The 12484-nt window shown below is 74.0% G+C and carries 9 protein-coding genes; 6 read left to right on the top strand and 3 right to left on the bottom strand.

Features of this window, described 5'->3' with window-relative positions; genetic code table 11:
• Position 1: 1 nt before the first annotated feature.
• Together glnA and ACZ5HG_RS12015 are read left to right on the top strand one after the other, a co-directional pair.
• Positions 2-1339: a type I glutamate--ammonia ligase gene (gene glnA, locus ACZ5HG_RS12020; protein ID WP_464176535.1), complete on the top strand. Its 1338-nt coding sequence runs from the start codon at positions 2-4 to the stop codon at positions 1337-1339.
• 189 nt (positions 1340-1528) lie between these two features.
• Entirely contained in the window at positions 1529-4606 is a 3078-nt protein-coding gene (locus ACZ5HG_RS12015; RefSeq protein ID WP_464176533.1) for a bifunctional [glutamine synthetase] adenylyltransferase/[glutamine synthetase]-adenylyl-L-tyrosine phosphorylase, read from the top strand.
• Here the strand turns inward: ACZ5HG_RS12015 and ACZ5HG_RS12010 are convergent.
• Entirely contained in the window at positions 4597-5850 is a 1254-nt protein-coding gene (locus tag ACZ5HG_RS12010; protein ID WP_464176531.1) for an AI-2E family transporter, read from the bottom strand. The genes ACZ5HG_RS12015 and ACZ5HG_RS12010 overlap by 10 nt on opposite strands.
• 155 nt (positions 5851-6005) lie before the next feature.
• On the opposite strand from ACZ5HG_RS12010, the gene ACZ5HG_RS12005 reads away from it, so the two are divergent.
• The gene (locus tag ACZ5HG_RS12005; RefSeq protein WP_464176529.1) at positions 6006-6560 is read left to right on the top strand and encodes a hypothetical protein; all 555 of its coding nucleotides are present in this window, start codon (positions 6006-6008) and stop codon (positions 6558-6560) included.
• 22 nt (positions 6561-6582) lie between these two features.
• On the opposite strand, the gene ACZ5HG_RS12000 is transcribed toward ACZ5HG_RS12005, so the two are convergent.
• Positions 6583-7260, bottom strand: a complete 678-nt coding sequence (locus ACZ5HG_RS12000; RefSeq protein WP_464176527.1) for a dihydrofolate reductase family protein — start codon at positions 7258-7260, stop codon at positions 6583-6585.
• An 84-nt stretch (positions 7261-7344) separates the two neighbouring features.
• Entirely contained in the window at positions 7345-8958 is a 1614-nt protein-coding gene (locus ACZ5HG_RS11995; RefSeq protein WP_464176525.1) for an exonuclease domain-containing protein, read from the bottom strand.
• A 158-nt stretch (positions 8959-9116) separates the two neighbouring features.
• Here ACZ5HG_RS11995 and ACZ5HG_RS11990 point away from each other — a divergent pair, with 158 nt between their 5' ends.
• From ACZ5HG_RS11990 to ACZ5HG_RS11980, 3 genes are read left to right on the top strand one after another with little or no spacing between them, the layout of a single operon-like run.
• On the top strand, positions 9117-10607 hold the full coding sequence (locus ACZ5HG_RS11990) for an FGGY family carbohydrate kinase (RefSeq protein WP_464176523.1): 1491 nt from the start codon (positions 9117-9119) through the stop codon (positions 10605-10607).
• Positions 10607-11602, top strand: coding sequence for a sugar phosphate isomerase/epimerase family protein (locus ACZ5HG_RS11985; protein WP_464176521.1), 996 nt, complete (start codon positions 10607-10609; stop codon positions 11600-11602). The genes ACZ5HG_RS11990 and ACZ5HG_RS11985 overlap by 1 nt, the downstream gene beginning before the upstream one ends.
• Positions 11599-12483 carry a transketolase gene (locus tag ACZ5HG_RS11980; RefSeq protein ID WP_464176519.1) on the top strand — a complete coding sequence of 295 codons (885 nt, stop codon included), beginning with the start codon at positions 11599-11601 and terminating at the stop codon, positions 12481-12483. The genes ACZ5HG_RS11985 and ACZ5HG_RS11980 overlap by 4 nt, the downstream gene beginning before the upstream one ends.
• The last annotated feature ends 1 nt before the right edge of the window (position 12484 follow it).

The raw sequence follows: 12484 nt of genomic DNA, 5'->3' as shown, positions 1-12484 counted from the left end.
CATGGACAGGCAGCAGGAGTTCGTGCTCCGCACGGTCGAGGAGCGCGACATCCGTTTCATCCGTCTCTGGTTCACCGACGTGCTCGGGACCCTGAAGTCGGTCGCGGTCGCCCCCGCCGAGCTCGAGTCCGCCTTCTCCGAGGGCATCGGGTTCGACGGGTCGTCGATCGAGGGCCTGACGCGGGTCTACGAGGCCGACATGATCGCGAAGCCGGACCCGACCACCTTCCAGGTGCTGCCGTGGCGCGGCGAGCGGCACGGCACCGCGCGGATGTTCTGCGACATCCTCACGCCGGACGGGGAGCCCTCGCTGGCCGACTCGCGCAACGTGCTCAAGCGCGCGCTGGCCCGGGCGTCGGAGAAGGGCTTCACCTTCTACACGCACCCCGAGGTGGAGTTCTACCTGTTCGAGGCGCCGGCGGACCCCTCCGCCCCGTTGGTCCCGGTCGACCAGGGCGGCTACTTCGACCACGTGCCGCGCGGCACCGCGCACGACTTCCGGCGCGCCGCGATCACCATGCTCGAGTCGATGGGGATCTCGGTGGAGTTCTCCCACCACGAGGCCGGCCCGGGCCAGAACGAGATCGACCTGCGGTACGCCGACGCGCTCACCACGGCCGACAACATCATGACCTTTCGCACGGTGGTCAAGGAGGTCGCCCTCGAGCAGGGCGTGTTCGCCTCCTTCATGCCCAAGCCGCTGGCCGACAAGCCGGGCTCGGGCATGCACACCCACCTGTCGCTGTTCGAGGGCGACCGCAACGCGTTCAGCGAGCCCGGCGCGCACCTGGAGCTGTCCAAGGTCGCCCGCTCGTTCATCGCCGGCCTGCTCAAGCACGCCGCCGAGATCACCGCGGTCACCAACCAGTTCACCAACTCGTACAAGCGCCTGTGGGGCGGGGCCGAGGCGCCGTCCTACGTGTGCTGGGGCCACAACAACCGCTCCGCGCTGGTGCGGGTGCCGATGTACAAGCCCGGCAAGTCGAACTCCGCGCGGATCGAGTACCGCGCGGTGGACGCCGCCACCAACCCGTACCTGGCGTTCGCGGTCATGCTGGCCGCCGGCCTCAAGGGCGTGGAGGAGGGCTACGAGATGCCCGAGGGCGCCGACGACGACGTGTGGGAGCTGACCGACGCCGAGCGCCGCGCGCTGGGCATCGAGCCGCTGCCCGCCACGCTGGAGTCCGCCATCGCCGTGATGGAGAAGTCCGAGCTGGTCGCCGAGACGCTGGGCGAGCACGTGTTCGACTTCGTGCTGAAGAACAAGAAGCAGGAGTGGGAGGACTACCGCTCGCAGGTCACCCCCTACGAGCTCCAGCGCTTCCTCCCCACCCTCTAGCCCCCACCCCCACACCCACCCCACCCGCACCCGCCCAGCCATCCCGGCGAGGTCGGTGGTTCTGCACGAGGTCGGTGGTTCGGCACCTGATGATCAGGTGCGAACCACCGACCTCGTCGCATGCGGCGGACCTGCGCAGGGATGGACACCCCGCGCCCGCCCGCGCCCGTGCTCGGTAGCGTGGGCCGGGTGAGCAGCACGAACCCCAGCAGCGGACTGCCCGGCGACCCCCAGCGCGGGCGGCCCCGCGGGGGGACCCTCGCCGGACGGCTGACCCGCGCGGGCTTCGAGGACGCCGCCCGCGCGGAGCGGATGCTCGCCGACGCCGCCCTGCTCGCCGTGCTGCCCGAGCCGGAGGCGCTGCTGCCGGCGCTCGCGGACACCGCCGACCCGGACCAGGCCCTGCTCGCGCTGGCCAAGGTCGCCGGCGCGGTGGCCGAGGACCCGGCCCGCCGCAGGCTGCTCGCCGACGTGCTCGCCGCCGACGCCGCCCCCCGGCAGCGGCTGCTCGCGCTGGTCGGCGCCTCGGTGGCCCTTGGTGACGACCTGGCCGCGCACCCCGCGCACCTGGACGTGGTGGTCGACGAGACCTCCGGCACCGGCGTTCCCGTCGAGGAGGTCCGCGCCGAGCTGCTGCGCGCGGTGGGCGCCGACCCTGCCGCCGACGTCCCGGTGGCGACGACCACCGGCACGGACGGGATCGACGCCATGCGGCGCGCGTACCGGCGCCGGCTGCTGCGGATCGCGGCCACGGATCTGTGCTCCGGCGAGCCGCTGACCCGGCTGCCGGGGGTGGCGGCGGCGCTCGCGGACCTGGCGGCGGCGGCCCTGGAGGCGGGGCTGGCGCTGGCGCGGGCCGATCTGGACGACCACGGCTCGGGTGTGCGGCTCGCGGTGATCGGCATGGGCAAGACCGGCGGGCGCGAGCTCAACTACGTCAGCGACGTGGACGTGGTCTACGTCGCCGAGCCGGTCGAGGGCACCGACGAGGGGGAGGCGCTGGCGGCGGGGGCGCGGCTGGCGTCCGGGCTGGCACGTGCCTGCGGCGGTCCCTCCGGTGAGCCTGCCCTGTGGCCGGTGGACGCCGCCCTGCGGCCGGAGGGCAAGGACGGCCCCCTGGTGCGCACGTTGTCCTCGCACCGTGCGTACTACGAGCGCTGGGCGCGCACCTGGGAGTTCCAGGCCCTGCTCAAGGGCCGCCCGCTGGCCGGCGACCGCGACCTCGGCGACGCCTACGTGGCGGCGACGAACCCGATGGTGTGGCAGGCGGTGCAGCGCGAGAACTTCGTGCCGGACTCCCAGGCGATGCGTCGGCGGGTGGAGCAGAACGTGCCGGCGGCGGAGGCGGACCGGCAGATCAAGCTCGGTGTCGGCGGGCTGCGCGACGTCGAGTTCACCGTCCAGCTGCTCCAGCTGGTGCACGGGCGCTCCGACGACACGATCCGCAGCGGCAACACCCTGACCGCGCTCGCGGCGCTGTCGGCGGGCGGGTACGTGGGTCGGGAGCACGCCGGCCAGCTCGCGGTCTGCTACCGGTTCCTGCGGGCGATCGAGCACCGGATCCAGCTGCACCGGCTGCGCCGCACCCACCTGATGCCCACCGCGGAGCCCGACCTGCGCCGGCTGGCCCGGTCGGTCGGGATGCGCGCCGAGGGCGCCGAGGGGCTGCTGGACCGGTGGCGGCAGGTGCGGCGCGAGGTGCGCCACCTGCACGAGGAGCTGTTCTACCGCCCGCTGCTGCCGGCCACCGCGCAGCTGTCCGCCGAGGAGATCAGCCTGGCGCCGGAGGCGGCGCGCGAGCGGCTGGCGGCGATCGGCTACCGGGACCCTGCCGGGGCGGTGCGGCACATCGCGGCGCTCACCGAGGGGGTGTCCCGCCGCGCGTCGATCCAGCGCCAGCTGCTGCCGGTGATGATCGGCTGGTTCGCCGACGGGCCGGACCCGGACGGCGGCCTGCTCGCGTTCCGGCGGCTGTCCGAGTCGCTCGGCGGCACCCACTGGTACCTCAAGCTGCTGCGGGACTCGGGCACCGCCGCCCAGCGGCTCGCCCGGGCGCTGTCCACCTCCCGCTACGTGGCCGACGCGCTGGCCCGCTCGCCCGAGTCGGTGGTGTGGCTGGACGACGACGCCGAGCTGGAGCCACGCAGCCAGGAGCGGCTGGCCGCCGAGGCCGACGCGATCCTCACCCGGGCGTCCGAGCCGGTGCCTGCTCTCACCGCCCTGCGCGCGCTGCGGCGGCGTGAGCTGGCCCGCACCGCCGCCGCCGACGTGCTCGGCGTGGTCACCGGCACCCGCGCCTCGCGCAGCCTCACCGTCACCGCCGACGTGCTGCTGGCCGGCGCGCTGCGGGTGGCCGCCTGGGAGGAGCGGGTGGACCGCGGCCTGGACGCCGACCCGACCGCGCTGCTGGTGGTGGCGATGGGCCGCCTCGGCGGGCGGGAGATGGGCTACTCCTCGGACGCCGACGTGCTGTTCGTGCACGACCCGCTGCCCGGGGCCGATCACGTGCTGGCCCAGGAGTTCGCCACCGGCGTCGCCACCCGGCTGCGCGCGCTGCTCGGCGCGGTCGGCCCGGAGCCGGTGCTGGAGGTGGACGCCGACCTGCGGCCGGAGGGGCGCAACGGCCCGCTGGTCCGCTCCTTCGACGCCTACGCCGAGTACTACGCGCGCTGGGCGGTGGTCTGGGAGAGCCAGGCGCTGCTGCGCGCCCGCCCGGTGGCCGGCGACGAGGCGCTGGGGGAGCGGTTCCTCGCGCTGGTCGACCCGCTGCGCTACCCGGCGGGTGGGCTGGACCAGGCGGCGGTGCGGGAGATCCGGCGGATCAAGGCCCGTGTGGAGTCCGAGCGGCTGCCGCGCGGCGTCGACCCGGCCCGGCACCTCAAGCTCGGGCGCGGCGGGATCTCCGACGTGGAGTGGACCGCCCAGCTGCTCCAGCTCCAGCACGCGCACGCGGTGCCCGCCCTGCGCACCACCTCGACGCTGGACGCGCTCGCGGCCGCCGCCGAGGCGGGGCTGGTGGACGCCGAGGACGTCGCGGTGCTGACCGAGGCGTGGGACCTCGCGTCCCGGCTGCGCGACGCGCTGGTGCTGTGGACCGGGCGCACCGGCGGGGCGCAGGCCGACGTGCTGCCGCACGACCGTCAGGTGATGGCCGGGCTCGCGGCGGTGCTGGGCCACCCTTCCGGCTCGGCGGCCGAGGTCGAGGAGACCTACCTGCGGGTGTCCCGCCGGGCGCGGACGGTGGTGGAGCGGCTGTTCTACGCCTGAGGGGTGGCCGGGGTCTCCGCGTCCGTCGCGGTCTCGTCCTCGGCCTTCGCACCGGCCTTGTCCTCCGCGCCCGCCTTGTCCTCGCCGCCCTTGCGGCGCGGTGTCTCCTCCGCCAGCAGCGTCGGGTCGACGAGCTCGTGCCGGCGCAGGTAGGTGGAGGACACCGCCTGGATCGTGGCCACCACCGGCAGCGACAGGAACGCGCCGAGCGCCCCGAACACCGCGCCGAACCCCAGCACCGACAGGAACGACACCGCCGGGTTCAGCTCCAGCGACCGCTGGGAGATCTTCGGCGTGAGCAGCAGGTTCTCCACCTGCTGGTATGCCACGATGAACGCCAGCACGATCAGCGCCTTGACCGGGTCGACCGCCAGCGCCAGCAGCACCGGCAGCGCGCCGCCGATGTACGTGCCGATCGTGGGCACGAACTGCGACACCAGGCCGGTGAACACCGCCAGCGGCAGCGCGTAGGGGATGCCGAGCACCTGGAGGAAGACGTAGGTGGCGGCGACGCAGATCGCCGCCAGGGCGAGGCGCGAGTTGATGAACCCGGCGACCTTGTCCTGCGAGACCTCCCACACCCGCAGCACCTCGCGCTGACGGTGCGGCGCCAGGTAGCGGCAGACCGCGGCGCGGAACCGCGGGCCGGCGCTGGCCATGTAGTAGACGACCAGCAGGATCGCGGTGAAGTTGAACACCCCGCCGACGATCGAAGTGCCGACCCCGACGATCCCGGGGGCCAGGTCGTCCGCGTAGTCGCCGAGACGCCCCAGCAGCTCGCTGCTCGCCGGCAGGTCGAGCTCGAAGCGCTCGTCGGCCATCTGGCGCAGATCGTTGTAGTAGCCGGGGATCGACTGCACCAGGTCGACCAGCTGGTTGACGAACAGCCCGCCGAGCAGGGTCAGCACGCCGCCGACGGCCACCGCGACGCCCAGCATCACCAGGCCGGTGGCGGGGGCGCGCCGGATGCGGTGGCGCCCGAGCCAGAGGATCGCCGGCTCCATCGCCAGGGCGACGAACCAGGAGACGATCACGATCATCATGACGTTGCCGAGCATCCCGGCGGCGTTCCACACCAGGATCGCGACGATCACCGTGGCGGCGGCCATCACCAGCGCGCGCGGCAGCCAGCGGGGGACCGCCGGGCTGTCCCAGTGGTCGCCGCGGGTGGGGACCCGGGGCGTCACGGGGGTGGGGCCGGTGGCCGGCGGGGTGCTCGTGCCGGCGGTGTCAGGGGTGGGCATCGCTCGCTCCGGTGCTGGTGGGGTGCGCGGGTGCTGGACGCAGGCTACCCGCCGGGTGGGGCGGGCACGTGCGGGGATCGCCGTCGCTGCTCCGCGCGGAGGACGTCGGCCCGAACCCGCCCCGCAGCGCGCCGCCGTGCCCTAGCGTCGGGGCCGTGAACCCGTACCCGGTCGCCCCCGTGCGCCGCCGCCGCTGGCCCTGGGTGGTGCCGGTGGTGCTGCTGGTGCTCGCGGTGTCGGTGCTGGAGGGCGTCGCGATGGTGCGGCTGGTGCGCGGGCCCGCGCCGCACGTCGACGAGTTGGCGGCCGAGCAGGTGCTGGACGCCCCGGTCGCGGCGACCCCGCTCGGGCACGACGAGACCGCCTCGCGGTGGGGGTTCGGCGACGCGGTCGACCAGCCGGCGCTGGCGCGGGCGGCGTTCCAGGTCGACCTGGACCCCGAGGCCGCGCTCGCCGCATGGATCGGCGCCTACGGGGAGCGGTACGGGCTGAGCGACTACGGGGCGAACGGCTACGGCCGGGTCGCGATCGGCACGACCGCCGGGGTGATCGTGGTGGTGACCAGCGCCCAGCAGGTCGCCCTGCCGCCCGGGCTGACGCTCGCCGACATCGGCTACCAGGCGCCGGCCGCCGGTGCCACGGTGGTCACGGTGGAGGTGCTCGGCATGAGCGACCTGTCCGACCTGGTGGAGCTCGCCGGCCAGTCCTGACCGCTCGCGCGCGCCCGCCCGGTCAGCCCGCGAGCCCGGCCCGCCCGCGCCGCACGCCGGTCAGGTGCGTCACCCCGCTCGGCGTCGACACCGCCTCGATCGCGAACCGCTCCTCCAGCGCCTCCAGCCCGTCCCACAGCCGCACGCCCCGCCCGAGCAGCACCGGCACCTGCACCACGTGCAGCAGGTCCACCAGGTCGGCCGCCAGGAACGCGCGCACGGTGGTCGGCCCGCCGCCGAGCCGCACGTCGAGGTCGCCGGCCGCCGCCTGCGCCAGGGTCAGCGCCTCCGCGGGGTCGACGTCGACGAAGTGGAAGGTGGTGCCGCCGGCCATCTCGATCGAGGGCCGCGGGTGGTGCGTCAGCACGAAGACGGGGGAGTGGAACGGCGGCTCCGGCCCCCACCAGCCCTGCCACTCCTGCGGGCTGCCGAGGTCGGTCCACGGCCCGTGCTGCGGCCCGAACTTGCCGCGCCCCATGATCTCGGCACCGATGCCGTCGTCCGTCCGCCGGGCCATCGCGTGGTCCACGCCGGTGCTGCCGCCGGGCTCGCCGACCATCTCGTGCCAGAACCGGGTGGCGAACATCCACTGGTGCAGCCGCTGGCCGGCGTGCCCGAAGGGCTGATCGAAGGTCAGCCCCTCCCCGGTGGCGAAGCCGTCCAGCGAGATCGACAGGTTGTGCACGCGCAGCAGGGACATCGTTCCTCCTCGGTCCGACGCGACGACGCGGCGGGCGTCGCTCGCGAGCGTAGCCAGCACGCGGGACCCTCGCCGGGTGGCGCGTCAGTGCGACGCCGCGTAGGCCTCCCAGACATCCGCGGAGAGGCGCCCACGGACACCGACGTCGATTCCCTGGCCCAGAGCCCAGGCACGCACCACCGACGGCGGAACGGCCGTGGAGATCGCAGACGGTTCGGTCGGTACGGCACCGGCAGGCGGGCGTCGCGTGCTGTGCCGCGTCGTGACCGGCCGTGAGGCCCGGGGCTCCGGCGCCAGACGGGGCTGGATGTGGGTGAGCAGCACCTCGCACTCGGCAGGTCCCACCAGGCGCGTTCCCAGGCTCGCCGCTGCGGCCGCCTTGGTGCCGTGGACGGTCTCGTCGGTGATCAGGGCGACGGTGCGAGCGGTGACGCTGTTTCCGACCCGTATGCCGACCCGTTGCGCCAAGGCTTCCAGCCGGCCGCGACCCTGGCCCTCGCACCCGGTGAACGCGATCCGCTGACCCACGCGGAAGGGTTCGCCCGACGACCAGCCGGCCGGGAGCGCGGGAAGATCTGCGGAGAGCAGGACGAGGCGTGCCTCGGCTTCTCCGTCGAGCAGGTCCTTGAGGGTGCTGTCCGGGACGTCGAGCAGTCCGGCGACGTGGGTGAGCTCGGCCCGCTCGGCGCGTGCGAGGACGCCGTCCTCGACGGCCTCGCGCACCAGTGCACGGACGAATCCGCGGTGCGCGGCGGTGACCTCGGTGCCGTCCAACCGGTAGACCTCCACGAGATCGCGCAGGTGCGACCGTTCGGCGTCGGTGATCTGTCCGTCCTCGAGAACCCCGGCGAGCATCTCGAGATAGGCCAACGATCCCTCCGGTGCGCCGTCGTCGAGAGCGTCGGTGAGCGTGAAGGTCTCCAAGAGCGATCGACGGGCACCCCGGTCGGTCGTGGCGATCACCGTGCGGGCCCGCTCCGAGAGCGCGCGGCGTGGGGCGTCTGCGTTCGCGATGGGTCCCGTCCCCGGACGTGACGGCCACTCGGTGCTGCGTGCGGTGCTGAGCACGGTGCGGTGCCCCGTGAGGGGGGCGATGCCTGAGCCTCCGTCGAGGTAGTGCGCCAGCAGCGAGGCCGTCGCACGTGCGTCACCCAGTGCGGAGTGGGCGTCCACGAGATCGACCCCGGCCGCCCAGCAGCAGTCGGCCAGCCGGCGCCGGTCGAGCTGCGGCAGGAAGTGCGTCGACTCCTGGAGGGTGCACAGTGTCGGGACCGACGGCCAGCCCCACCCGGCCCGGCCGAACTCGAACTTGAGGAACCGCTCGTCGAAGGAGACGTTGTGGCCGCTCAGCACGCGACCCCGCAGAAGAGGCAGGAGATCCGGGACGATGCGCGCGAACGTCGGTGCACCGATCACGTCCTGCTGGTGGATGCCGTGGATGTGCGTGGCTCCCACCGGACCCTGCGGGTCGATCAGGGTGGACCACTCGTACCCGGGACGTCCGTCCGGGTCGAGCTGGACCACGGCGATCGACACGATGCGGTCCTGGCGGGGCGACAGGCCGGTGGTCTCGACATCGACGACCGCGTAGCCGCCCTCGTCCTCACGCGGGTGGCGGGTAGCGGGCGGCATACCCGGGGTCTCAGGTGCTTGTGCGCCGCCGGGGCGCCGTCCGAGCAGTCTGTCGATCCACCCCATGCCGGTCTCCCTGTCGAACGTGCGGGTATGTCTGACGAAGCGAATCACGGACGCGCGGCTCGGGTGGCCGGTTTGCGTGGTGGCTTCGCCGGGGCGTTGACCGCGGCCCTCCGCCTCACTACGCTATGAGTATCAAGTCGCGCACGAATGGATATGCAATGACAGAGATTGCAGGACGAGCAGGGCCGCTCGTCCTCGCCCTCGACGAGGGCACGACGAACGCGAAGGCTGTGCTGGTCGACCCCGCGCGCCGTGCCGTCGTCGCCACCGCCTTCCGCCCCGTCGGCATCGCGTTCCCCGCCCCCGGCTGGGTCGAGCAGGACGCCGAGGAGATCTGGGAGGCCACCCGCGCCGCCGCCGCCGAGGCGCTCGCCGCCGCCGACGGGCAGGTGCCGGTCGCGCTGGCGATCTCCAACCAGCGCGAGTCCGTCGTCGCGTGGAGCCGGTCGACCGGTCGCACCTACGGCCCGGTGCTCGGCTGGCAGGACGCCCGCACCGCCGAGACCTGCGCCGCGCTGACCGAGACGCAGCGGGCCGAGGTCCGCCGCCGCACCGGCCTGCCGGTCGACCCGATGTACTCCGCGCCCAAGATGGCGTGGCTGGCCGAGGCGGCGCTCGCGGACGGCGCCGACCCGGACGACCTGGTGCTCGGCACCGTGGACGCGTTCCTGGTGCACCGGCTGACCGGCGTGCTCGCCACCGAGGCCGGCAACGCCTCGCGCACGCTGCTGCTGGACCTGGAGACCCTGGACTGGCACCCCGACCTGCTCGACGTGTTCGGCGTCGACGCGCGGCACCTGCCGCCGGTGCGGCACTCCGACGCCGGCTTCGGCGCCACGCGCGGTGCTGCGGGGATCCCGGACGGCATCCCTGTGGTGGCGGTGCTCGCCGACTCGCACGCCGCCCTGCTCGCGCACGGCTGCGCGGCCCTCGGCACCGGCAAGGCCACCTACGGCACCGGCTCCTCGGTGATGACCCCGGTCGGCGACCTCGGCCCCGCACCGGAGGGCGTCACCACCACGGTCGCCTGGGTGACCGGCGGCACGCCGACCTACGCCCGCGAGGGCAACATCCTGGCCACCGGCGCCGCGCTGGAGTGGGCCGCCTCGCTGCTGGGCCTCGCCGGAGGGGCCGAGGTGGCGGCGCTCGCGGAGCAGGCCACGCACCCCGGGCAGGTGCACCTGGTGCCGGCCTTCGCCGGGCTCGGCGCCCCGACCTGGGACCGCTCGGCCACCGGCCTGCTCAGCGGGATCACCGCCGGCACCACCCGCGCCGACATCGCCCGCGCCGCCGTGGACGCGGTCGCGCAGCAGGTGGCCGACGTGATCGAGGCCGTGGAGGCCGACGGCCGGGCCCGGATCGACGTGCTGCACGCCGACGGGGGAGCGACTGCCTCCGCGCTGCTGGTCCAGCGGCAGGCCGACCTGCTCGGGCGTCCGGTCGCCCCGGCCACCGCCCCGGAGGCCTCCGCCCTCGGCGCCGCGCTGCTCGCGGCCCGCACCCTCGGACTCCCCGTGGCCGACCCCGTGGTCGGTGCGCGGGTGGAACCCCTGCTCGCCCCGGGCGAGCGGACCGCCGACCGCGCTGCGTGGCGCGACGCGGTGTCCCGCTCGCGCGGACTGACCGTCAACCCTGGAAGGACCGTGTGATGTCTGCTCTCCCGCGTTTCGGTGCCGGCCTGTGGCACTTCGCCTCCTACGTCGACCGCTACGCCACCGACGGCTACGCCCCGGCGGTGTCCACGATCGAGCAGATCGCCCGCGCCGGTGCGGTCGGCGACCTGTCGGTGGTGGACGTGCCCTACCCCTTCACCGAGGGCGTCACCGTCGAGGACGTGAAGGCGGCGCTGGCCGAGCACGGCCTGGAGGCGATCGGCGTCACCCCCGAGATCTACATGCGCAAGTACGCCAAGGGCGCGTTCACCAACCCCGACCCGCAGGTGCGGGCCGACCTGCTGGCGTTCCTGAACGAGGCCGCCGACGTGGTGCGGGCGCTGGGCGCGCAGTACCTGAAGGTCTGGCCCGGTCAGGACGGCTGGGACTACCCGTTCCAGGTGGACCACCACCAGCAGTGGGACCTCGCGGTGTCCGGCATGCGCGAGCTGGCGCAGGCCAACCCGGACGTGCGCATGGTGATCGAGTACAAGCCGCGCGAGCCGCGCCAGAAGATGTTCTGGGACTCCGCGGCCAAGACGATCCTCGGCATCCAGGCCATGGGCGTGGACAACGTGGGCGTGCTGCTCGACTTCGGCCACGCGCTGTTCGGCGGGGAGTCGCCGGCGGCCTCGGCGCAGCTGCTGATCGACCACGGGCTGCTGTGGGCGATGGACGTGAACGACAACCTGCGCGGGTGGGACGACGACATGGTGGTCGGCACCGTGCACCCGGTCGAGGTCTTCGAGTTCTTCTACACCCTGAAGGTCAACGGGTGGGAGGGCGTCTGGCAGCTCGACCAGTTCCCGTTCCGTGAGGACACCGTCGAGGCGGCGAAGCTCTCGATCCGGTTCCTCAAGGCGATCCACCGGGCCCTGGACGAGCTCGACATCGAGGACCTGCGCGCCGCGCAGCACCGCCAGGACGCGATGGGCGCGCAGAAGCTCGTCCAGGACGTCCTGTTCGCCAGCATGAGGGAGGAAGACGCGTGACCACCACCGACGACACCGCCGTGACGCTGCCCGTGATCGGGCAGGCCGGCGCCGACTGGGACCGTGCGCGCGTGGTCGAGCACCTGCGCGAGGCGGCCCGGCTGGTCCGTCGCCGCGACATCGCCATGGTCCGGGCCTCGGGCCTCGGGCACATCGGCGGCGAGTACTCGGTCACCGACATCCTGGTGACGCTGTACCTCGGCGTGATGAACGTCGACCCCACCCGGATCGGCGACCCCGAGCGCGACCGGCTGATCCTGTCCAAGGGCCACGCCGCCGCCGCGCTCTACAGCACCCTCGCCGCCGCCGGCCTGATCGACCCGGCGTCGCTCAGCACGTTCATGCAGCCGCTGTCGCAGCTGAACGGCCACCCGGCCCGTACCAAGATCGACGCGGTCGAGGCGTCCACCGGCCCGCTGGGCCACGGCCTGCCGATCGCGGTCGGCACCGCCATCGCCGGTGAGCTCGACGGCTCGGAGCGCCGCACCTTCGTGGTGCTCGGCGACGGCGAGATGCAGGAGGGCTCCAACTGGGAGGCCCTGATGACCGCCGGCACCCGTCGGCTGTCCCGGCTGTGCGTCGTGATCGACCGCAACCGGCTCCAGCAGGGCGCCCGCGTCGCGGACACCAACGACCTGGAGCCGCTGGCCGACAAGCTGCGCGCCTTCAACTTCGAGGTCGTCGAGGTGGACGGGCACGACCACGCCGCGCTGCTCGACGTGTTCGCCGCGGTGCCCGCCGCCTCGGGCCGACCGACCGCGGTGATCGCGCACACCGTCAAGGGGCACCCGGTGTCCTTCATGTCGGACGACGTCGCCTGGCACCACAAGGTCCCCTCGACCGAGCAGGTCGCCGCCGCGCTGACCGAGCTGGAGGCATGAG

The organism is Cellulomonas sp. GTC20042 (assembly GCF_055389595.1).
The sequence above is the reverse complement of the archived record's forward strand: the minus strand, read 5'-3'. Positions and strand labels throughout refer to the sequence as shown.

What these genes read in the sequence shown, in the direction of transcription:
- ACZ5HG_RS11995 (WP_464176525.1), bottom strand. Translation starts at nt 8,958, where the DNA reads ATGGGGTGGATCGACAGACTGCTCGGACGGCGCCCCGGCGGCGCACAA.
- glnA (WP_464176535.1), top strand. Translation starts at nt 2, where the DNA reads ATGGACAGGCAGCAGGAGTTCGTGCTCCGCACGGTCGAGGAGCGCGAC.
- ACZ5HG_RS12010 (WP_464176531.1), bottom strand. Translation starts at nt 5,850, where the DNA reads ATGCCCACCCCTGACACCGCCGGCACGAGCACCCCGCCGGCCACCGGC.
- ACZ5HG_RS12000 (WP_464176527.1), bottom strand. Translation starts at nt 7,260, where the DNA reads ATGTCCCTGCTGCGCGTGCACAACCTGTCGATCTCGCTGGACGGCTTC.
- ACZ5HG_RS11985 (WP_464176521.1), top strand. Translation starts at nt 10,607, where the DNA reads ATGTCTGCTCTCCCGCGTTTCGGTGCCGGCCTGTGGCACTTCGCCTCC.
- ACZ5HG_RS11990 (WP_464176523.1), top strand. Translation starts at nt 9,117, where the DNA reads ATGACAGAGATTGCAGGACGAGCAGGGCCGCTCGTCCTCGCCCTCGAC.